The sequence below is a fragment of the Streptomyces melanogenes genome, from assembly GCF_014649795.1.
Lineage (GTDB): Bacteria > Actinomycetota > Actinomycetes > Streptomycetales > Streptomycetaceae > Streptomyces > Streptomyces noboritoensis.
The window spans coordinates 243,867-265,872 of record NZ_BMTS01000003.1; the positions used below are offsets into that span (position 1 = coordinate 243,867).

At 72.5% G+C, this 22,006-nt stretch carries 16 protein-coding genes; 7 read left to right on the plus strand and 9 right to left on the minus strand.

The window, feature by feature from the left end:
- Nucleotides 1-5: 5 nt before the first annotated feature.
- From IE252_RS08205 to IE252_RS08230, 6 genes are all read right to left on the minus strand, one after another.
- Entirely contained in the window at nt 6-1,274 is a 1,269-nt protein-coding gene (locus tag IE252_RS08205; RefSeq protein WP_190088644.1) for an MFS transporter, read from the minus strand.
- Nucleotide 1,275: 1 nt separating this feature from the next.
- Nucleotides 1,276-2,166 carry an alkaline phosphatase family protein gene (locus IE252_RS08210; RefSeq protein WP_190088645.1) on the minus strand — a complete coding sequence of 297 codons (891 nt, stop codon included), beginning with the start codon at nt 2,164-2,166 and terminating at the stop codon, nt 1,276-1,278.
- Nucleotides 2,167-2,330: 164 nt separating this feature from the next.
- Nucleotides 2,331-5,321: a bifunctional [glutamine synthetase] adenylyltransferase/[glutamine synthetase]-adenylyl-L-tyrosine phosphorylase gene (locus IE252_RS08215; RefSeq protein ID WP_190088646.1), complete on the minus strand. Its 2,991-nt coding sequence runs from the start codon at nt 5,319-5,321 to the stop codon at nt 2,331-2,333.
- A gap of 125 nt (nt 5,322-5,446) precedes the next feature.
- Nucleotides 5,447-6,367 carry a phosphatase PAP2 family protein gene (locus tag IE252_RS08220; RefSeq protein WP_190088647.1) on the minus strand — a complete coding sequence of 307 codons (921 nt, stop codon included), beginning with the start codon at nt 6,365-6,367 and terminating at the stop codon, nt 5,447-5,449.
- Nucleotides 6,368-6,522: 155 nt separating this feature from the next.
- Nucleotides 6,523-7,545, minus strand: a complete 1,023-nt coding sequence (locus IE252_RS08225; RefSeq protein WP_268248393.1) for a LacI family DNA-binding transcriptional regulator — start codon at nt 7,543-7,545, stop codon at nt 6,523-6,525.
- Nucleotides 7,546-7,570: 25 nt separating this feature from the next.
- On the minus strand, nt 7,571-9,202 hold the full coding sequence (locus IE252_RS08230) for a glycoside hydrolase family 13 protein (protein ID WP_190088649.1): 1,632 nt from the start codon (nt 9,200-9,202) through the stop codon (nt 7,571-7,573).
- A 312-nt stretch (nt 9,203-9,514) separates the two neighbouring features.
- On the opposite strand from IE252_RS08230, the gene IE252_RS08235 reads away from it, so the two are divergent.
- The 7 genes from IE252_RS08235 to IE252_RS08265 all read left to right on the plus strand — a co-directional run bounded on the left by IE252_RS08235 (nt 9,515) and on the right by IE252_RS08265 (nt 19,550).
- On the plus strand, nt 9,515-10,789 hold the full coding sequence (locus tag IE252_RS08235; RefSeq protein WP_190088650.1) for an extracellular solute-binding protein: 1,275 nt from the start codon (nt 9,515-9,517) through the stop codon (nt 10,787-10,789).
- A gap of 33 nt (nt 10,790-10,822) precedes the next feature.
- Entirely contained in the window at nt 10,823-11,830 is a 1,008-nt protein-coding gene (locus tag IE252_RS08240) for a carbohydrate ABC transporter permease (RefSeq protein ID WP_190088651.1), read from the plus strand.
- 2 nt (nt 11,831-11,832) lie between these two features.
- Nucleotides 11,833-12,669: a sugar ABC transporter permease gene (locus IE252_RS08245; protein ID WP_190088652.1), complete on the plus strand. Its 837-nt coding sequence runs from the start codon at nt 11,833-11,835 to the stop codon at nt 12,667-12,669.
- Nucleotides 12,670-12,946: 277 nt separating this feature from the next.
- Nucleotides 12,947-14,605: a glycoside hydrolase family 13 protein gene (locus IE252_RS08250; protein WP_190088653.1), complete on the plus strand. Its 1,659-nt coding sequence runs from the start codon at nt 12,947-12,949 to the stop codon at nt 14,603-14,605.
- Nucleotides 14,602-15,627 carry a LacI family DNA-binding transcriptional regulator gene (locus IE252_RS08255; protein ID WP_229848113.1) on the plus strand — a complete coding sequence of 342 codons (1,026 nt, stop codon included), beginning with the start codon at nt 14,602-14,604 and terminating at the stop codon, nt 15,625-15,627. Before IE252_RS08250 ends, IE252_RS08255 begins: the two co-directional genes overlap by 4 nt.
- Nucleotides 15,628-15,787: 160 nt before the next feature.
- Nucleotides 15,788-17,830 carry an ATP-binding protein gene (locus tag IE252_RS08260; RefSeq protein WP_190088655.1) on the plus strand — a complete coding sequence of 681 codons (2,043 nt, stop codon included), beginning with the start codon at nt 15,788-15,790 and terminating at the stop codon, nt 17,828-17,830.
- A gap of 127 nt (nt 17,831-17,957) precedes the next feature.
- Complete coding sequence (locus IE252_RS08265; RefSeq protein ID WP_268248394.1) at nt 17,958-19,550, plus strand: fused response regulator/phosphatase; 1,593 nt, start codon at nt 17,958-17,960, stop codon at nt 19,548-19,550.
- A gap of 6 nt (nt 19,551-19,556) precedes the next feature.
- Here IE252_RS08265 and IE252_RS08270 read toward each other — a convergent pair whose 3' ends face one another.
- The 3 genes from IE252_RS08270 to IE252_RS08280 all read right to left on the minus strand — a co-directional run bounded on the left by IE252_RS08270 (nt 19,557) and on the right by IE252_RS08280 (nt 22,005).
- Nucleotides 19,557-20,081: a GNAT family N-acetyltransferase gene (locus IE252_RS08270; RefSeq protein WP_190088656.1), complete on the minus strand. Its 525-nt coding sequence runs from the start codon at nt 20,079-20,081 to the stop codon at nt 19,557-19,559.
- 138 nt (nt 20,082-20,219) lie between these two features.
- On the minus strand, nt 20,220-20,924 hold the full coding sequence (locus IE252_RS08275; RefSeq protein WP_190088657.1) for a TetR/AcrR family transcriptional regulator: 705 nt from the start codon (nt 20,922-20,924) through the stop codon (nt 20,220-20,222).
- A gap of 13 nt (nt 20,925-20,937) precedes the next feature.
- Nucleotides 20,938-22,005, minus strand: a complete 1,068-nt coding sequence (locus IE252_RS08280; RefSeq protein WP_190088658.1) for a PDR/VanB family oxidoreductase — start codon at nt 22,003-22,005, stop codon at nt 20,938-20,940.
- Between the last annotated feature and the right edge of the window lies 1 nt (nt 22,006).

The following is a 22,006-nucleotide window of genomic DNA, read 5'->3' on the forward strand; positions in this document are numbered from 1 at the left end:
GACGGTCATGCGGGCCTTCCCCCGTCGAGCTCGGACGCTTCCGCCGGGCGCAGCAGCACGGCTCCGGCCGCGCACACCGCGAGCGCCACGGCCGCCGTGGCCAGCGCCGTGCGGTCGCCCCACGCGGTCCACGCCGCGCCGAACGCGATCGAGCAGACGAAGCGGGCGGACGCCTGGCCGGTCTGGATCAACGCGAGCCCGCTGGAGCGCAGTTCGGCCGGGACGGCGCCCGCCGCCGCGGCCATCAGGACGCCGTCGGTCGCCGCGTAGAACAGTCCGTGCAGGGCGAGGACGACGTACGGCAGCGCAGCCCCGCGCCAGCCCGGCAGCAGCAGGGCGTACGCGCACAGCAGGGCCGCGTGGCCGCCGAGGAACACCTGCCAGCGGCCCACCCGGTCGGCGAGGCGGCCCAGCGGGACGGCGAGCAGCAGGAACGCGGCCGCCGTGCCGAGGGGCAACAGCGCGAACCAGCGGTCCGGCACGTCCAGGCGGCGCTGGAGCAGCAGGTAGACGAAGGAGTCGCTGACCGTGGCCAGGCCCAACAGCAGGGCGCACAGGGCGAGTCGGCGCACCTCGCGCTCGCCGAGCAGGGCCAGCGCCGCCTTGAGCGAGGCGCGCGGCGCGTCCTGGGCGCGCTCGGGGGCGGTGCGCCCGGGCACGAACAGCACCAGGACGAGCACGCCGACCGCCGCCACGCAGAAGCTCACCGTGAAGACGGCGTCGTACCCGTCCACCGCCTGACGGAGGATCAGAAACGCGACCAGCGGCCCGAGCAGCGCGCCCGCCGTGTCCATCGCGCGGTGCACGCCGAACGCCCGCCCGCGCGCCTCGGGCGCCGAGGCCAGCGAGATCATCGCGTCGCGCGGCGCCGTGCGCAGCCCCTTGCCCGTACGGTCGGCCGCGAGCACCGCGCCGATCACCGGCAGCGAACCGGCCACCAGGAGCAGCGGTTTGCACACCGCCGACAGGCCGTAGCCGAACACCGCGACGGCCTTGTGGCGCCCGCCCCGGTCGGCCAGGTGCCCGCCGACCAGCCGGACCAGCGCGCTGAACCCGTTGTAGACGCCGTCGAGCAGCCCGAAGCCGAGCGGCGACAGGCCGAGGCCTGTGACCAGGTAGAGCGGCAGGACGGCGGTGACCATCTCCGAGGAGACGTCGGTGATCAGGCTGACCGTGCCGAGCGCCAGGACGGTCGGGGCAAGGGCGGACCGCCGCCCGGTGGTGAGCCGGGCGGCGGGGGCCGCGGGAGTGCTGCGGCTGTCTGCTACGTACACGTCAGGAGGCCCAGATACCCGTGATGTCCGAGGCGTTGGCGGCCTGGCCGGCGTGCGTGGTGCCGTACATGTCCTCGATGGTGCGCAGGACGTTGTAGTGGTTGTACGTCGTCGAGGACGACGAGCCCGGGATCACCTGCTGGCCGTAGAGGACGGTCGGGATCTTGTTGCCCGCGAGCCGGTTGTCCTCGTCGAAGGTGACGACGAGCAGGCTGTTGTGGGTCTTGGCCCAGTCCGCGTACGCCTTCAGGTTGTTCTTCAGCCAGGTGTCACCGGTCGACACCGAGCAGTCGTGCATGTCGCTGCACAGGTTCGGCACGACGAAGGAGACCTGCGGCAGCGTGGTGAAGTCGGTGGGGAACTGCGTCATCGTCTTCGCCGAGGAGGTCGGCACGTTGCTGAACGCGAACCAGGGGTTGTGCTTGCGCGCGTACTTGCCGCTGCTGCACGTGGTGGAGCCCTGGCTGGGCAGGGTCTCGTTGTAGCTGCCCCAGGTCTTGCCCGCGGCGATCAGCTCGGAGCCGAGGTTGGGCGCGGAGCTGAAGCCGGGGGTGTAGCAGCTGTCGTCCGTGACGCCCTGGTTGCTGCCCGAGAACAGCTGGAGGTAGTTGGGCTGGCTCGGGTGCGTGACGCCGAACGACTGCGTGAGGTTGGCGCCGCCGCTCTTCAGCGAGTTGATGTACGGGGCGCTGGAGCTGCCGATGACCTGGTTGTACGCGTGGTTCTCGAAGACCACGACGACCGTGTGGTCGGGCGTGGGCACGGTCGCCGTCGTCGAGGCGGCGGACGTGCCCCCGAGCCCGGCCCACAGACCGGCGGAAGCGGCGGCGAGACCGATCGCGGAGAACAGGGCGGTGCGGGTACGGCGGCGGGGTATGGACCAGCCGGACACGGCGGTACCTCCGGTGAGGGGGATTGTGGGGGGCGGTGCACCGAGAGGTTAGGGCGGGGGGTTGAAGACGGGAAGATCCTTGCGGGTGAAGGTAGTGGGAACGAATGGGGTCGTTCGTTGTCCGCGACCAGCCACCCACCGGCCCGCAGACGCGTTCGATACGGTTATGCCCCGTAGAAGAGGCGTTCCACCACGGCCCGGGCCCGCCGCGTAACCCGCCGGTAGTCATCCAGCATGTCCCCGACATGACCCGGCTCGTAGCCCAGATACCGGCCCACGGCCGCCAGCTCCCGCCCGTCGGACGGGAACGTGTCACCGGGACGGCCCCGCACCAGCATCACCCCGTTCCGCACCCGCGTAGCCAGCACCCACGCGTCATCCAGTATCACCGCGTCCTCGGTGGAGATCAGCCCCGCCGCATGGGCGGCGGAGAGCGCGCCACGGGTGCGGGTGGTGCGCAGACCCGGCTCCGCCCAGCCGTGCTGCATCTGGAGCAGCTGGACCGTCCACTCGACGTCCGAGAGGCCGCCGCGCCCCAGCTTGGTGTGGAGCGTGGGGTCGGCGCCGCGCGGCATCCGCTCCGACTCCATCCGCGCCTTGAGGCGTCTGATCTCGCGCACCGCGTCGTCCCCGAGCCCCTCGGCCGGGTAGCGCAGCGGGTCGATCAGCTCGACGAACCGCCGCCCCAGCTCCTCGTCGCCCGCCATCGGCTCGGCCCGCAGCAGCGCCTGGCTCTCCCACACCAGGGACCAGCGCCGGTAGTACGCGGCGTACGAGGCCAGCGTGCGCACCATCGGGCCGCTCTTGCCCTCCGGCCGCAGATCCGCGTCTATCAGCAACGGCGGGTCGGCGGTGGGCAGTTGGAGCAGCCGGCGCATCTCGGCGACGACCCGGTTGGCGGTCTGCGTCGCCTCCTGCTCGTCGACGAACTCGCGCGGCTCGTGGACGAACAGGACGTCCGCGTCCGAGCCGTAGCTCAGCTCGTGCCCGCCGAAGCGGCCCATGCCGATGACCGCGAACCGGGTGGGCAGGGTGTCGCCCCACTCCGCCCGCACGGCCGCCCGCAGCGCGCCCGCGAGCGTCGCCGCGTTCAGGTCGGTCACCGCGTTCCCGACCCGGTCGACCAGCGCCCCGGGGTCCTCCTCGGCGGGGCTCTCCTCCGTACCGTACGAGCCGATCAGATCGGCGGCGGCGGTGCGGAACAGCTCTCTGCGCCGTACGCCACGGGCCGCCGCGACCGCGCCCTCGGCGGACTCGGAGCGGCCCACCGCGGCCAGCACCTCCTGCTCAAGGGGTTCGCGCAGCCGGGGTTTCAGGCCCTCCGGGTCGCCCAGGATCGCCACCGCCTCCGGGGCGCGGAGCAGCAGGTCGGGGGCGAGGCGGCCGGCCGAGAGCACCCGGGCGAGGTTCTCCGCCGCCGCGCCCTCGTCGCGCAGCAGGCGCAGGTACCAGGGGGTCCTGCCGAGCGCGTCGGAGACCTTGCGGAAGCCCAGCAGGCCCGCGTCCGGGTCGGCCGAGTCGGCGAACCAGCCGAGCAGCACCGGCAGCAGGGTGCGCTGGATGGCGGCCTTGCGGGTCACGCCCGAGGAGAGCGCCTCCAGGTGTCTGAGCGCCGCCGCCGGGTCCGCGTACCCAAGAGCCTCCAGGCGCTGTCCGGCCGCGCGCGGGCTGAGCCGGGTCTCGCCGGGGGAGAGCTGGGCGACCGCGTCGAGCAGCGGCCGGTAGAACAGCTTCTCGTGCAGCCGCCGCACCACGGAGGCGTGCTTCTTCCACTCCCGGTTGAGCGTGCTGACCGGCTCGGTGCGCAGCCCGAGCGAGCGGCCCAGGCGCCGCAGATCGGCCTCGTCCTCGGGGACGAGATGGGTGCGGCGCAGCCGGTACAGCTGGATGCGGTGCTCCATCGCCCGCAGGAAGCGGTACGCCTCGTCGAGCTGGGCGGCGTCCGTGCGGCCCACGTAGCCGCCCGCCGCGAGCGCGCCGAGCGCGTCCAGGGTGGTGCCGCTGTGCAGGGTCGCGTCGCCGCGCCCGTGCACCAGCTGGAGGAGCTGTACGGCGAACTCGACGTCCCGCAGCCCGCCCGGGCCCAGCTTCAGTTCGCGGTCGACCTGGGCGGCCGGGATGTTGTCGACGACCCGGCGGCGCATCTTCTGCACGTCGGCGACGAAGTTGTCGCGCTCGGCGGCCTGCCACACCAGCGGGGAGACCGCCTCGATGTAGGAGGCCCCCAGCTCCGGGTCCCCGGCCACCGCGCGCGCCTTGAGCAGCGCCTGGAACTCCCAGGTCTTGGCCCAGCGCTGGTAGTAGGCGAGGTGCGAGGAGAGCGTGCGCACCAGCGGGCCGTTGCGGCCCTCGGGGCGCAGATTGGCGTCGACGGGCCAGATGGTGCCCTCGACGGTGGTCTCCGAGCAGATCCGCATCAGGTGCGAGGCGAGCCGGGTGGCGGCCTGCACGGCCTTGCGCTCGTCGGCGCCGTCCACGGGCTCGCCGACGAAGATCACGTCGACGTCGGAGACGTAGTTCAGCTCGTGGCCGCCACACTTGCCCATCGCGATCACCGCGAGCCGGCATATCGCGGCGTCGTCGGGGGCCGCGGTCCGGGCGATGGCGAGCGCGGCCCGCAGGGTCGCGGTGGCCAGGTCCGCGAGCTCGGCGGCCGTCTCGGCCACATCGGTGGTCCCGCACACATCACGGGCCGCTATGGTCAGCAGGCACCGGCGGTAGGCGACCCGCAGCGCCACCGGGTCCTGGGCCTGGGCGAGGCCCCGCTCGAACTCCGCGACCCCCGGATGCAGGTCCACGGCCTCGTAGGTGACCAGCGCGTGCCAGTCGCGCGGATGCCGGGCCAGATGGTCACCGAGCGCCTCGGAGGCCCCCATGACCCCGAGCAGGCGGTCCCGCAGCGGCTTGGCGGTGATCAGGGTGTCGAGCAGCGCCTGCCGCTCGGCCGGATCCTGCGCCTCCACGATCCGCACCAGACCGGCGAGCGCCAGATCGGGGTCGGCGGTCGCGCCCAGCGCGTCCAGGAGCACCGGGTCGGTGCGTACGGAGGCGAGCTCCGGGGTGTCGAGCAGCCGCTCGGCCGCCGACGGATCGGTGAAACCGAACCGCAGCAGCCGTGTGAAGGTGCTGCTCCTGCGCCCCGGCACCGCCGTCATCCCGCCGCCTCCCATTGGTCAGGACCGAGCCTATCCGCAGCGCGGCCCGAAGGGGCGCGGGGAACTGCGCGACCAGCCAGGACCGGCCCGCAGCCGAAACCCAAGGCTTCTCCGCCACTAAGCGCTCAGGCGCGAGCCGTACCGGTGACCACGCGGCCGCGCGGCGGGTTCTCGACCCGCTTCGACAGCCGGTGCGGCAGCTTCCCGTACCAGGCGTACGAGACGAGGAAGCCGAAGGCCAGGCAGATGATGCCGCCCACCGCGTCCAGCCAGAAGTGGTTGGCCGTGGAGACGATGACGACCAGGGTCGCGGCCGGGTAGAGCAGGCCGAGGATCCGTGCCCACGGCGCCTTGGCCAGCGCGAAGATGGTCAGGCCGCACCACAGGGACCAGCCGATGTGCATAGACGGCATCGCCGCGTACTGGTTCGACATGTTCTTCAGGTCGCCCGAGGCCATCGAGCCCCAGGTCTGGTGGACCAGGACGGTGTCGATGAAGCCGCCGTTGTTCATCAGGCGGGGCGGCGCCAGCGGGTAGAAGTAGTAGCCCACCAGGGCCACGCCGGTGGTGGCGAAGAGGATCAGCCGGGACGCCGCGTAACGGCCCGGGTGGCTGCGGAAGAGCCACACCAGGACGCCGATCGTCACCACGAAGTGGAGCGTGGCGTAGTAGTAGTTCATGCCGGTGATCAGCCATGTCACCGAGTTGACGCTGTGGTTGACGGACCGCTCCACCGCGATGCCGAGGTGCTGCTCGACCGACCAGAGCCAGTCGGCGTTGTCGAGCGCCTGCGACTTCTGTTCGGGGACGGCGTTGCGGATCAGTGAGTACGTCCAGTAACTCACCGCGATCAGGAGGATTTCGAACCAGAGGCGGGGGCGGCGCGGGGTGCGCAGCCGCTGGAAAAGGGTGGCGGGTGGTGCCGGGACCGGCGGCGTCGGCGCTTCGGTGACGGGCTCTTCACTGACGGGTGTGGGCGCAGCCGACGAGGCGGCCGACGGGGTGTCCGCCGTACCTTCCAGAGTCTTCACGGTCATTTCACCCATAGCGAGAGAGTCTGCCAGATGGACCTGTGCCCCGCAGATCGTCCTCCGGTCGGGTTCGGTCCGGATTCCTACTCCCAGTGGAGGACTCCTCACGGAGGAGAGGGTGACTCTTCCCCCGATTTTATGCCGAAGCGGACGGCCGTCCCACTGGAGTGCTACTTGGGCGCCGGCCCAGAAGCGGTTGAACCGCGAACCACCAGCTCGGGCATGAACACGAACTCGCTGTGCGGGGCCGGGGTGCCGCCGATCTCCTCCAGGAGCGCCCGGACCGCCGCCTGCCCCATCGCCGTCACCGGCTTGCGGATCGTGGTCAGCGGGGGATCGGTGAACGCTATGAGCGGGGAGTCGTCGAACCCGACCACCGAGATGTCCTTCGGCACGTCGAGTCCGGCCTGGCGGGCCGCCCGGATCGCGCCCAGCGCCATCATGTCGCTGGCGCACACCACCGCCGTGCACCCCGCCGCGATCAGCGCGGTGGTCGCGGCCTGGCCGCCCTCCAGGGTGTACAGCGAGTGCTGGACCAGCGCCTCCGCCTCGACCGGGGTCAGCCCCAGCGAGTCCTCCATCGCGGCCGTGAAGCCCTCGATCTTGCGCAGCACGGGGACGAACCGCTTGGGGCCCACCGCGAGGCCGATGCGGGTGTGGCCGAGCGCCGCGAGGTGGGTGACCGCGAGCCGCATCGCGGCCCGGTCGTCGGGGGAGATGAAGGGCGCCTGCACCTTCGGCGAGAAGCCGTCCACCAGCACGTACGGCACGCCCTGGGCGCGCAGCTGCTCGTAGCGGTCCATGTCGGCCGTGGTGTCGGCGTGCAGCCCGGAGACGAAGATGATGCCCGAGACGCCCCGGTCGACCAGCATCTCGGTGAGCTCGTCCTCGGTGGAGCCGCCGGGCGTCTGGGTGGCGAGCACCGGGGTGTACCCCTGGCGGGTGAGGGATTGGCCGATGACCTGGGCGAGCGCCGGGAAGATCGGGTTCTCCAGCTCCGGCGTTATCAGTCCGACCAGACCGGCGCTGCGCCTGCGCAGCCGCACCGGCCGTTCGTAGCCGAGGACGTCGAGCGCGGCAAGCACGGACTCACGGGTGCCCGCGGCCACACCGGGCTTGCCGTTGAGCACGCGGCTGACTGTGGCTTCGCTGACCCCCGCCTGGGCTGCGATGTCGGCAAGCCGTGCGGTCACGGGATTGGACTGTACCGGTCGCACGTCAGATTGCCCACCAGACCGCTGATTCGGCGGGGATCGTGACGTTACCGCCCGTGAACTCCAGCGCCGAGGTCGACAGCAGCGGCCGCCCGGGGACCGCGAGTTGGGCCGCGCCCGCGCCCGTGTTGACCGTGCACACGAACCCCGGCCGGGCGAACGCCAACACCTCTTCGGGCGCCTCCAGCCACTCCATCTCCCCGTCCCCGAGCCCCGGCAGCTCCCGGCGCAGCGCGAGCGCCGAGCGGTAGAGCTCCAGGGTCGAGCGCGGGTCGCCGGTCTGCGCCTCGACGGAAAGGCCACGCCAGGAGTCCGGCTGCGGCAACCAGCTGCCGCCGCTGCCGAAGCCGTACGAGGGGCCCTCGGCGGTCCAGGGGATGGGCACCCGGCAGCCGTCGCGGAAGCCGTCCTGGCCCTCGGCGCGGAAGAAGGACGGGTCCTGGCGGACCCCGTCGGGCAGGTCGGTGACCTCGGGCAGGCCGAGCTCCTCGCCCTGGTAGACGTACGCCGAGCCGGGCAGCGCCAGCATCAGCAGGGCCGCGGCCCTGGCCCGGCGCAGGCCCCGCTCGCCGCCGCCGTAGCGGGTCGGGTGGCGCACCACGTCGTGGTTGGAGAGCACCCAGGTGGTCGGGGCGCCCACCGAGCGGGTCGCGGCGAGCGAGGCGTCGACGACCGCGCGCATCTCGGCCGCGTCCCACGGGCAGTTCAGGAACTGGAAGTTGAAGGCCTGGTGCAGTTCGTCCGGGCGTACGTACAGGGCGAGCCGCTCGGGGGAGGGCGCCCAGGCCTCGGCGACCGCGATGCGCTCCCCTTCGTAGGAGTCGAGCAGCCGGCGCCAGGTGCGGTGGATCTCGTGAACGCCGTCCTGGTCGAAGAACGGCAGCTCCTGGGCGCCGATCAGCTTGGCCTGCTCACGGGCGCCGATGTCGGGCAGCCCGGCCGCCTTGACCATGCCGTGGGCCACGTCGATGCGGAAGCCGTCGACGCCGAGGTCGAGCCAGAACCGCAGCACCGACTCGAACTCGGCCCGCACCTCGGGGTGTTCCCAGTTGAGGTCGGGCTGTTCCGGGGCGAACAGGTGCAGGTACCAGTCGCCGTCCTCGGTCCGGGTCCAGGCCGGGCCGCCGAAGACCGACTCCCAGTCGTTGGGGGGAGCCGCGCCGCCCTGGGCGGGCACGGCGGCCCGCTTGCCGGGGTGGAAGTGGTAGCGGTCGCGCTCGGGGCCGCCGGCAAGGGCGGCGCGGAACCATTGGTGCTGGTCGGAGGTGTGGTTGGGGACGATGTCGACGATCACGCGCAGGCCGAGCCGGTGGGCCTCGCGGACCAGGTCGTCGGCATCCTGGAGGTTCCCGAAGAGCGGGTCGACGGCCCGGTAGTCCGCCACGTCGTAGCCGCCGTCGGCCTGCGGGGAGGCGTAGAACGGGGTGAGCCAGACGGCGTCCGCGCCGAGGTCCGCGAGGTGCGGCAGACGGGCCCGGATGCCGGGCAGGTCGCCGATGCCGTCGCCGTCGCCGTCCGCGAAGGAGCGGACGTACACCTGGTAGATGACGGCGTCGCGCCACCAGCCGGTGCTCCCGGCGGCCCGGCCCCGGCTGCGGCCCGCGACGGCGGTGGTCGTGGTCAGCTCCTGCGTCATGAACGGGTCCCTCTCCAGTGGCCTGCACGGTGTCCTGCGCCTACGGGATCAACGCCGCTGCACCTCGAAGGTAACAGTCCTGCAAGCTCTTGCGGAAGGCTTGCAAAGGCGGCGCCGGGCTCCCGGGCGTGCCCATGGAGTACGTACGCCCCTCCTGACAAGGCGCGCATCGGCAACCGTGTGGACACGCGGATGTAACGATCGACCGGCCTTGCAGAAATTCTTCGCAAGGTCTTTCGGTCTTCTTTCATCCTTGTTACGTTCCTGGCGATCCGGCGCCGTGATGGCGCGGCACCCGTTGAAGGAGTTCACATGCGACGTGGCATAGCGGCCACCGCGCTGGTCGCGACCCTGGCGCTCGCGGCGACGGCCTGCGGCGACAGCGACAGTGGTGACAGCGGCGAGAAGAAGAGCTCGGGCGAGCTCTCCGGCACCGTCACGTGGTGGGACACCTCGAACGACACCGAGAAGGCCACGTTCAAGAAGATCGCCGAGGACTTCCACGCGCAGCACCCCAAGGTCACCGTCAAGTACGTCAACGTGCCGTACGGCGATGCCCAGAACAAGATCAAGAACGCGTTCAGCAGCGGCTCCGACGCGCCGGACGTCATCCGCGCCGACGTCGGCTGGGTCGCCGACTTCGCCTCGCTGGGCTACCTGGACAAGGTCCCGGACGCCAAGGCCAAGGAAGTGGACTCCGCCTTCCTCAAGCAGGCGGCGGCCAGTGGCAAGTACGACGGCCAGATGTACGCCGTCCCGCAGGTCATCGACACCCTCGGCCTCTTCTACAACAAGAAGATGCTCAAGGACGCGGGCGTCGAGCCGCCGAAGACCCTCGAAGAGGTGAAGACGGCCGCCGCCGCCATCAAGTCCAAGACCGGCAAGACCGGCCTGTACCTGCGCGGCGACGACTCGTACTGGTTCCTGCCGTTCATCTACGGCGAGGGCGGCGACCTCGTCGACGCCAAGAACAAGAAGGTCACCGTCGACTCCCCGGCCGGGGTCAAGGCCTTCAAGGCCGCCCGCGACCTGGTCACCTCCGGCGCCGCGATCACCAACGCGACCGACGGCTGGAACAACATGGAGACCGCCTTCAAGTCGGGCAAGGTCGCCATGATGGTCAACGGCCCCTGGGCCGTGGCCGACGCCTACGCCGGCGACGAGTTCAAGGACAAGGCGAACCTCGGCATCGCCGCGGTCCCGGCCGGCTCCGCCGCGCAGGGCGCCCCGCAGGGCGGCCACGACCTCGCGGTCTACGCGGGCTCCAAGAACCGCGACGCCTCGCACGCCTTCGTGGACTACCTGACCTCGCAGACCGTCCAGGTGCAGACCACCAAGGCGCTCAGCCTGCTGCCGACCCGCACCGCCGCGTACGACCAGCCGGACGTCAAGTCCAACGAGATGGTCCAGTTCTTCAAGCCGGCCGTCGACAAGGCCGTCGAGCGCGCCTGGATCCCGGAGAACGGCGCCCTGTTCGAGCCGCTGAAGCTCCAGTTCACCAAGGCCGTGACCGGCGCCTCCTCGCCCGAGGACGCGGCCAAGGCCTCCGCCACCGCCTTCCACAAGATCCTCAAGGACTGGAAGTAGCGGACGGGCAGCGGGAGACGGGTACTGACTGACATGACTGTCCACACCGGCCAGTCGACGGCGAAGGCCGCGGGCGAGGGCGCCCGCGGCCGGGGCCGCGCGACCGGCGAGCGCCCCGGCCGGCTCCGGCGGGCGCTCTCGACGCACTGGTACGCCTGGACGATGGTCGCCCCCGTGGTGATCGTCCTCGGCGTGATCGTCGGATGGCCGCTCGGCCGCGGCATCTACCTGTCGCTGACCGACGCCAACGAGCGCAACGTCGGCCGCACGATCGGCGCCAACCACATCGACGCCACGTACAAGTTCGTCGGCCTCGACAACTACGTGGACGTGCTGAGCGATCCCGTCTTCGTGCAGCGGTTGACGTGGACCGTGGTGTGGACGGTGTGCTGTGTCTCCACCACGTTCCTGCTCGGCCTGGTGCTGGCGAACATGCTCAACCGGCAGTTCCGCGGCCGCGCGGCCTACCGGATGATGCTGATCCTGCCCTGGGCCGTGCCCGGCTTCGTCTCGGTGTTCGCCTGGCGCTTCCTCTTCAACCGCGACAACGGCCTGCTGAACAAGGTCCTGGACGGCGGCGGCATCTCGGCGGTGCCGTGGCTGGACGACCCGACGTGGGCGAAGTTCTCGGTGATCGCGGTCAACGTCTGGCTCGGCGTGCCGTTCATGATGGTGGCGCTGCTCGGCGGCCTCCAGTCGATCCCGGGCGAGCTGTACGAGGCCGCGGAGATGGACGGGGCGGGCCCCTGGAAGCGCTTCCTCTACATCACCGTCCCGGGCCTGCGCGCGGTGTCCTCCACCGTGATCCTGCTCTCCACGATCTGGACGTTCAACATGTTCCCGGTGATCTTCCTGCTGACGCGGGGCGGTCCCGGCGACTCGACCGAGATCCTGGTGACCCAGGCGTTCCGCCAGGCCTTCGTGGAGAGCCCGCGGGACTTCGCGGGGTCGGCGACGTGGGGCGTGCTGATCCTGGCGGTGCTGATGATCTTCGCCTTCGTGTACCGGAGGTCGCTTCGCAAGCAGGGAGAGGTGTGGTGACGATGTCGTCGCAACGCGGTAAGCGGTCGCCGCTGGCTTCGGTCGGGCTGCACGCCACGCTGATCGGGGCGTCGGTCATCGCCGTCTTCCCCGTCCTGTGGGTGTTCCTCACGTCGCTGAAGCCGGCGAAGTACGCGATCACCACGGACTTCTTCAAGGACACGACGCTCGACAACTACCGCTACCTGGTGGACAAGACGAGCTTCTTCACCTGGTTCGGGAACTCGGCGCTGATCGCCGGGGTGACGACGCTGCTCGGCGTCTTCATCTCCGCGACGACGGGCTACGCGGTGAGCCGCTTCAAGTTCCCCGGCATGCGCCCGCTGATGTGGACGCTGCTGATCACCCAGATGTTCCCGATGGCGATCCTGATCGTCCCGCTCTACAACCTGATGGGCCAGCTGGGGCTGCTGAACCAGCCGGTGGGCCTGATCATCACGTATCTGACGATCGCCGTCCCGTTCTGCGCCTGGATGATGAAGGGCTTCTTCGACGGGATCCCGGTGGAGATCGACGAGTCGGGGCGGGTGGACGGGCTGAACCCGTTCGGCACGTTCTGGCGCCTGATCCTGCCGCTGGCGAAGCCGGGGCTCGCGGTGACGGCGTTCTACTCCTTCATCACGGCGTGGGGCGAGGTCGCGTACTCGTCGGCGTTCATGGTGGGGGACGAGAACCTGACGCTGGCCGGTGGTCTGCAGACGTTCGTGACGCAGTACACGGCGAACTGGGGGCCGATGACGGCGGCGTCCGTGCTGATCGCGGTGCCGGCGGCGGTGTTCTTCCTGTTCGCGCAGAAGCACCTTGTCGCGGGGATGACGGCGGGAGCGACGAAGGGGTGACGTGTTTACGCCCCCACCCCGCCCGTTCCCTTAAGCCCTCGGCCGGGCGGCGGTCGTTTCGTCCGCAGGCCGTCTGTGGCTGGTCGCGCAGTTCCCCGCGCCCCTAAATACCTAGGGGCGCGGGGAACTGCGCGAGCAACCCGCCACGGTCCGCAGACGAAGAGCGCGCCTCCCCCCGCCCCCGGAGGGTTTAGGGAAGGGGCGGGGTGGGGCCCTTGCCCGCCGCAGGCGACGCCCACCCGTACAGGAACACCCACCACACCGACCCAGGGACAAAATGACCCCGCACCTCACCGCCCCCGCCATCACCCCCGCCCACACCGGGCACACCAACTGGTGGCAGGACGCCGTGATCTACCAGGTCTATCCGCGCAGCTTCGCCGACGCCAACGGCGACGGGATGGGGGACCTCGACGGCGTACGCCACAAGCTCCCGTACCTCCGCGACCTCGGCGTCGACGCCGTCTGGCTCTCCCCCTTCTACGCCTCCCCGCAGGCCGACGCCGGCTACGACGTCGCCGACTACCGCGCCATCGACCCGATGTTCGGCACCCTGCACGACGCCGACGCCCTGATCAGGGACGCCCACGAGCTAGGGCTCCGGATCATCGTCGACCTCGTCCCCAACCACTCCTCCGACCAGCACGAGTGGTTCAAGCGCGCGCTGAGGGAGGGGCCGGGCTCGGCGCTGCGGAGCCGGTACCACTTCCGGCCCGGCCGCGGCGAGACCGGCGAACTGCCGCCCAACGACTGGGAGTCCATCTTCGGCGGGCCCGCCTGGACCCGTACCGAGGACGGCGAGTGGTACCTGCACCTGTTCGCCCCGGAGCAGCCCGACTTCAACTGGGAGCACCCCGCCGTCGCCGACGAGTTCCGCTCGATCCTGCGGTTCTGGCTGGACATGGGCGTCGACGGGTTCCGCGTCGACGTCGCCCACGGGCTCGTCAAGGCGCCCGGGCTGCCCGACATCGGCGGCAGCGACCAGCTCAAGCTGCTGGGCAACGATGTCATGCCGTTCTTCGACCAGGACGGCGTCCACGAGATCTACCGCTCCTGGCGGCTGATCCTCGACGAGTACCCCGGCGAGCGCATAGCCGTCGCCGAGGCGTGGACGCCCACCGTGGAGCGCACGGCCCATTACGTACGCCCCGACGAGCTGCACCAGGCCTTCAACTTCCAGTACCTGGGCGCCCCTTGGGACGCCGAGGCGCTGCGCGAGGTCATCGACGTCTCGCTCGCCGCGATGCGCCCGGTCGGCGCCCCCGCGACCTGGGTGCTCTCCAACCACGACGTGACCCGGCACGCCACCCGCTTCGCCAACCCGCCCGGCCTCGGCACCCAGCTGCGCACCCCGGGCGACCGCGAGCTCGGGCTGCGCCGGGCGCGGGCGGCGACCCTGCTGATGCTGGCGCTGCCCGGGTCCGCGTACCTCTACCAGGGCGAGGAGCTGGGCCTCCCGGACGTCACCGACCTGCCCGACGAGGTCCGCCAGGACCCGTCGTTCTTCCGCGCCGAAGGGCAGGACGGCTTCCGCGACGGCTGCCGGGTGCCGCTTCCGTGGACCGTCGACGGCCCCTCGTACGGCTTCGGCAGCGGCGGCAGCTGGCTGCCCCAGCCCGCGTCCTGGAGCGCGCTCTCCGTCGAGGCGCAGAGCGGCGACCCGGACTCCACCCTGGAGCTCTACCGTGCCGCCCTCGCCGCCCGCCGTGAGCACCCCGGCCTCGGCTCGGGCGACGCCGTCAGCTGGCTGGACGCCCCGGAAGGCGTCCTCGCGTTCGCCCGCGACGGGTTCGTCTGCACGGTCAACCTCACCGCCGAACCGGTGCGCCTGCCCGCCCCGGGCAAGGCGCTCCTCTCCAGCGGAAGCCGCGAAGTCGCCCTCGACGGCGGCGAGTTCGTCCTCGAAGCCGACACCACCGTGTGGTGGGCGGTGTGACCGACGCCGGGCCGCGCCTCGCCGACATCGCCGCCCAGGCGGCCGTCAGCGAGGCCACCGTCAGCCGGGTGCTCAACGGGCGTCCGGGCGTCGCCGACGCCACCCGGCAGCGGGTGCTCGCGGTCCTGGACGTCCTCGGCTGGGAGCGGCCCGCCCAGCTGCGCCACCGCAGCGCCGGACTCGTCGGCCTGGTCACCCCGGAGCTCACCAACCCCATCTTCCCCGCCTTCGCGCAGGCCGTGGAGCAGGTGCTCGCCGGGCACGGGTACACCCCGGTGCTCTGCACCCAGCTGCCCGGCGGGGCGACCGAGGACGAGCTGGTCGAGCAGTTGGAGGAGCGCGGGGTCAACGGCATCGTGTTCCTGTCGGGGCTGCACGCCGACACCGCCGCCGACCCCGCCCGCTATCTGGCGCTCACCGAGCGCGGGGTGCCGTTCGTGCTGGTCAACGGCTACAACGAGCGCATCCGCGCGCCCTTCGTCTCGCCCGACGACCACACGGCGATGGCGATGGCGGTCGGCCATCTCGCCGACCTCGGCCACACCCGGATCGGCCTGGCGGCCGGGCCGCTCAGATACGTGCCCTCGCGCCGCAAGGCCGAGGGGTTCGCGGCCGCGCTGGGGGAGCGGTTCGGGCTGCGCGCCGAGGAGGCCGCCGCGTACACGGGCCACACCCTCTTCAGCGTCGAGGGCGGCCAGGTGGCGGCGGGCGCACTGCTCGACCAGGGCTGTACGGGAGTGGTGTGCGCCAGCGACATGATGGCGCTCGGGGCGGTCCGCGCGGCGCGTGAGCGCGGGCTCGACGTGCCGAAGGACGTCTCGGTGGTGGGCTTCGACGACTCGCGGCTGATCGCGTTCACCGACCCGCCGCTGACCACCGTCCGCCAGCCCGTGCGGGCGATGGCGACGGCCGCGGTGGGCGCGCTGCTCGAAGAGATCCGGGGGAACCCGGTACAGCGCACGGAGTTCGTGTTCCAGCCGGAGCTGGTGGTACGGGGGTCCACCGCGCGCGTACGGGAGTGAGCGGGGGGGCGTACGGGAGTGACCGCTCGACGTCCGTCGGTGTTCTCCGTACGCAGGGAAATGGCGTTGCACTGACCGCTCCTGGCCTGTTTGCGACTGTTTCTGGTTGAACCGGGCGATCGCGTCTGGACCAGGCCATTGTCTGGTCCAGACTGTGCCCGTGTTGGGGAATCTTCCAGCGGAGACCACGAGCTTCGTGGGCCGGTCGGTCGAACTGGCCACCCTGGACGGCCTGTTGCGCAACCACCGGCTCGTCACCGTCACCGGACCGGGCGGCGTCGGCAAGTCCCGCCTCGCCCTGCGCGGCGCACGCGGCCGCGACGCCTTCTGTCCCGACGGGGTGTGGTGGGTCGAGCTGTCGCCGCTGTGCGACCCCGAACTGCTCGCCGCCACCGTCGCCGACCACCTGGGCGTCACCGACCAGACCACCCGCACCGCCGCCGAGGCGCTGTGCGGCTGGCTCGGCGACAAACGGCTGCTCCTGGTCCTGGACACCTGCGAGCACCTGGTCTCCGCCTGCGGGCACCTCATCGGTGAGCTGCTCCAGACCTCGCCGGGGCTCACCGTCCTGGCCACCAGCCGGCAGTCCCTGGGGCGGCCGGAGGAACGTGTCTTCTCGCTCGGCCCGCTGCCGCCCGAGGGCGCCGCGCTCACCCTCTTCAAAGAGCGCGCCGTCGACGCCGTCCCGCACCTGACGCTGAAGTCCTTCGAGACCCCGGCCCGCGCCGACGCGGCCGCCGCCGTCTGCCGCAGACTCGACGGCATCCCGCTCGCCCTCGAACTCGCGGGCGCCCGGCTGCGGTTGTGGAGCGTCGAGCAGCTCGCCGAACGGCTCGACTCGCGCTTCGAGGTCCTCGCCGACACCCGCGCCGCCCGGCTGCCCCGCCACCAGACCATGCGCACCACCATCGGCTGGAGCCACGAGCTGTGCGCCCCGCTGGAGCGGCTGCTGTGGGCCCGGCTCTCGGTGTTCGCCGGGGCCTTCGACCTGGAGGCCGCCCAGGAGGTCGCCGCGGGCGGCCCGCTCGCCCCCGAGGCCGTCGGACCCGCGCTCACGGGCCTGGTCGCCAAGTCCGTCGTACGGGCCAGGACGCACCGGGGCCGGGCCGGCTACCGGATGCTCGACACCATCCGCGAGTACGGCCGCCAGTGGCTCGGCGAGCTCGGCGAGGAGGCGGCCGTGGCCCGCCGCCACGCCGAGCGCTGCCGCCGCCTGGCTCGCGCCGCCGAGGCCGAGTGGATGGGCCCCGACCAGGTCGAGTGGTACGAGCGCCTGGCCGCCGGGCACGCCGATCTGCGCACCGCCCTCGACCACCTGCTTGCCACCGACCCCGACGCCGCCCTCGACATGGCCTCCTCGCTCTGGTTCTTCTGGTTCTGCTGCGGGCACCTGCGCGAGGGCCGCGGCTTCCTGGAGCGCGCCCTCGCCCTCGGCCCCGCGCCCGGCCCGCGCCGCGACCGCGCCGAGTGGGCGCTCGGCATGACCGCCTTCCTCCAGGGCGACATGGAGACCGCCCTTGGGCACGGCAGACGGTGTGCGGCGAGCGCCGCCGACCCCGAGTCCCGGCTGCGCGCCGCCTATCTGCTCGGCGGCGCCATCCTGATGCCGGGCGACGCCGAGGGCGCCCTGGAGGTGTGCACCCCGGCCATCGACGCGGCCGACGACGACCTCTCGCCCGGCCTCGCCCTCTGCGCGCTCGCCCGCATCTACGCCCTCACCAACCTCGGCCGCTACCGCGAGGCCGCCGCCGAGGCGACCTGGCTGCGCGACCAGTGCGCGAGCCGGGGGGAGCGGTGGATGCGGGCGTACGCCGACTACATGCTCGCCGTCACCGCGCTGGCGCTCGGCCGCGCCACCGAGGCCGCCGAGCACGTCCGCGCGATGCTCACCGGCAAGCAGCTGCTCCACGACAGCTTCGGCATCGCCATCGGCCTCGACCTGCTCGCCTGCGCGCTCGCCGCCCGGGGCGACGGCGAGGAGGGCGCGCTGGTCCTCGGCATCGGGCAGGAGTACTGGCGTACCGTCGGCAAGGCCCAGATGGGCGCGCCCCGGCTGACCGCCGTGCGCGAGGAGTGCGAGCGCCGGGCCAGGGCCGCCGTCGGGGACCAGGCGTACGACAGCGCCTTCCGCCGGGGGGCGCGCGCCGGGCTCGACCAAGGCCTCAGCTACGCCCTCAAGGGTGATTTCGCGCAGGGAAGTTGACCAGGGGCCCCTGTGGGCGAACCGCGCGCTACCGTGTGGACGTACCCACTGCCCAAGACAGGCCCCCAGACAGGCCCTAGTCCGCACCACGCCCACCGGGGCCCGACGGCCCCACGGGGGATGAGCCGTGAACCCGTCCCGCACCACCGTGCTGGTCGTCGACGACATCGACGCCAACCGCTACGCCATGGGCGCGGTCCTGCGGCGCGCGGGCCACCGGGTGGTGCCGCTGGCCACCGCCGCCGACGCCCTGGTCGAGCTCGACGCCCGGGTCAGGAACGGCGCCCTGCCCGACGCGGCCCTGGTCGACGTGGGCCTGCCCGACATGGACGGCTTCGAGCTGTGCCGCCGCATCAAGGCGCACCCCGAGATCGCCACCATGCCCGTGGTGCACTTCTCGGCCGCGGCCACCACCCCGCGCGACCGCACCCGGGGCCTGGACGCGGGCGCCGAGGCCTACCTCGCCGTACCGGTCGAGCCCGAGGAGATCCAGGCCGTCGTCCGGGCCGCCCTGCGCGGCGCCCGGTTCCGGCACGACGCCGACGCCCGCGCGGGCCGCCTCGCCCGGCTGGCCACCGCCACCACCGCGCTGTACGGGACGAGTTGCCCCCAGGAGCTCGCCGACACGGCCGCCGCGGCCGTCACCGCCCTGCTCCGCTGCCGGGCCGCCGCCTACGTCTTCGGCGCCGACGGCACGCTCCACGCGGGCGGCCCGGCGCGGGGCGGACCCGCGGCCACCACCGCCGCGGTCGCCCCGCTGCTCCAGCGGGCCATGGCGGGCTGCACCGGCGTCCGGTCGCGGATCGCGCCCGCCCCGCTGTGGCCCTCCGGTGTGCTGCCGACCGGCGAGGAGGACGGCGACGCCCGGCTGGTACTGGCCCGCAGCCGCGCCGACCAGCCGCCGGTCTGCCTGGTCACCCCCGTCCAGGCCACCGGCGGCCAGGACACCCGCGCCCTGCTCGCCCATCTCGCCGAGGCCACCGCGCTGGCCGCCGAGTCGCTGCGCAGCGCCGCCGAGGAGCGGCACATCGCGCTCACCCTCCAGCGCAGCTTCCTGCCCCAGCACCAGCCCCGGCTGCCCGGCGCCGACGTCGCCGTGCGCTATGTGCCCGCCTCCACCCGCGCCGAGATCGGCGGCGACTTCTACACCGCGCTGCCCACCCCCGACGGGCTCCTCGTCGGCGTCGGCGACGTCGTGGGCCACTCGCTCGACGCGGCCACCGTCATGGTCGAACTGCGCCATGCGTTACGGGCGTACGCGACCGACGAGCGCGACCCGGCGGTCCTGGTGCGCCGACTGGACCGGATGCTCCAGCTCTACCACCCGGAGGCCACCGCCACCCTCTGCCTCGCCCTGATCGACCCGCTGCTCGGCCGCGCCCGGATCGCCAACGCGGGCCACATACCGCCGCTGGTCGTCCGCGGCCGGGGCGGCACGGACTACCTCGACGTCCACGGCCCGCTGCTCGGCCTCGGTCTCGACCACCCCGACCCGTACCGCCACCAACTCGCCTCCGGTGACGTCCTGTTGATGGTGACGGACGGCCTCATCGAGACCCGGGGCACGGACCTCGCGGTCTCCATGGAACGGCTGCGCCATATCGCGGCCGCGAACGCCGCGCGCGGCACGGGACCGCTGTGCGACGCGCTGCTGAGCGCGTTCGGCAGCCGCGAGGACGACGTGGCGCTGCTGGCCCTGCGGCTCACCGGGCTGGCGTGAAGGGGCTCAGCCGAGCCGCTTCTCCATCAGCACGACCGCGTAGTTGCTGCCGCCTCCGCCCTCCTTGAACGGCTGCTCCCCGGCGACCGCGTACCCGGCCCGCTCGTAGTAGGCGCGGAGCCCGGGGCTGGAGGCCTTGAAGTCGAGGCGGGACAGGGGGCGCCCGGCCGCCGCGATGCGCTGCTCGGCATGGGCGAGCAGGGCCCGGCCGGTTCCGGCGGGCGCGAGCGTGCGGTCGGTCATCAGCCGGTGCACATAGCCCGCCTCCGGCGGCCGCGCGCCCCATGCGGGCTCGTCCCGCCACCACAGCTCGTACGCCCCGGCCGCGCGGCCGTCCCCGGTGAGCGCGAGCCAGACCTCGCCCTCCTCGATCCGCGACCGGAAGTGCGCCGCGTCCTTCTCGCCGGGCTGCCACTGGTCGATGCCGGTGCCCTGCATCCAGCGGGCGGCGCCGTCGTAGAGGGCGACCAGGGCGGGCACGTCCTCTTGCGAGGCTCGGCGGAAGGAGAGCGTCTCCGGCGGTGTCGTCATGCGATCAAGGTACGGGGAGGTGGGGGCGCTCGTTCGTCTGCGGGTGGGTGGTGGGCTGGTCGCGCAGTTCCCCGCGCCCCTAAAGCTGCCGCTCCGCGGCAATCCCCCTGGGCGCCCCGCAGGCAAACCCCGCGCCCCCTAAGAGGTCGGCGCCAAAGCCACCAGCCGTGCCACCAGGTCCCCGAACGGCCCGTCCGCCGGCTCGTCCGCGACGATCCGCAGCACCACCGCCGCCATCTCGTCGTCGTACGCCGCGCTCACCGCCGCCAGCGCCGCGAAGTCGTGGACCAACTGCAACTCCAGCTCGGCGCGCGGGATGCGGCGCCCGTCCAGCCAGATCAGGGCCGTCGACTCGGCGAGGGAGACCCAGGAGCGCACCACCAACTCAAGGCGCGCGGGCGGGTCCTGGACGTCGAGGTGGGCGAGGATCTGGAGGTAGGCCGCGTGCCGCACCTCGTCGATCATCGCGTTGGCGGTGGTCGAGCCGACCGCCGAGGCCGCGGGCCCGCCCCGCATCAGCGCGGCGAAGCCCGGCCCGTGGCCCTCGACGAAGTCGAAGAAGCGGCCCATCACCCGCAGCAGCCGGGCCCCCAGTGGCCCCTCGTGCGGCTCCACGAACCGGCCCGCCAGCTCGTCGGCGGCCAGGCGCAGCGCCGCCTCGTACAGGCTCTGCTTGCCGGGGAAGTAGTGGTAGACGAGCGGCCGCGATATCCCGGCCGCCGCCGCTATCTCGTCGATGGACACGTCGTCGGGGGAGCGGTGGCTGAACAGCTCCAGCGCGACCCCGATCAGCTGCCGCCTGCGCTCCTCGACGCCCATCCTGCGCCGCACCCCGGTCGTCATGCGAACAGAGTACCTACAGGTCGAGCACGAGTTTCCGTCCGAGGCAGCGCGATACGCAGATCAGCATCGAGTCCTGCCGCTCCGCGTCCGTGAGCAGCTCGTCCTGGTGGTCGATCTCCCCTTCCAGGACCCGCTGTTGACACGTTCCGCAGAAGCCCTGCTCGCACGAGTACGAGACGTTCGGCAGCTCGTCGCGGACCGTGGCGAGCACCGAACGGCCCGCCGGGACCGTGAGCGTGCGGCCGGTGCGGCGCAGTTCGACCTCGAAGGTGCCGAGCTGCGCGGTGCTCGCGCCGGGCGTGAACCGCTCCAGGTGGAGGGTGCGCCCCTCGGGCAGGGCCGCCGCCACCGCGTCCATCAGTGGCTCGGGCCCGCAGCAGTACACTGCCGCGCCCTCGCCCGTACCCGACAGGAAGGCGGCGGTGTCCGGCAGTCCGGCCTCGTCCTCGGCGACCACCGTGACGCGCTCGCCCCCGAGCTTCTCGATCTCGTCCAGGAACGGCATGGTGGCCCGCGAGCGCCCGCCGTACAGCAGCCGCCACTCGGCGCCCGCCGCCTCGACCGCCCTCAGCATCGGCAGGACGGGGGTGATGCCGATGCCGCCCGCGACGAACGCGTACGACGGCGCCTCGGCCAGCGGGAAGCGGTTGCGCGGCCCGCGCACGACCAGTTCGGCGCCCTCCCGCAGCTGTTCGTGCACCTCGCGCGAGCCGCCCCGGCCGTCCTCGATCAGCCGGGTGGCGACGGTGTACGTGGCGCGGTCGGCCGGGTCGCCGCAGAGCGAGTACTGGCGGACGAGCCCGGACGGCAGCACCAGGTCGAGGTGGGCGCCCGGCTTCCACTCGGGCAGCGGGGTGCCCGCCGGGGATTCGAGCCGCAGCAGCGCCACGCCCTCGGCGGGCACGGCCCGTTCGGCGACGGCGAGCCGCAGCGAGGGCACGCGCCGCCCGCCCTGCCCCGAAATGGGCGCCTCCAGCGCGGGCATCGGCCACAGCGGCGAGGTGGCGATACGGCGGCGCACCGCCCGCCGCACCAGCAGCGCGGCCCCCGCCGCCAGGACCACGGAGCTCGTACGCGGCATG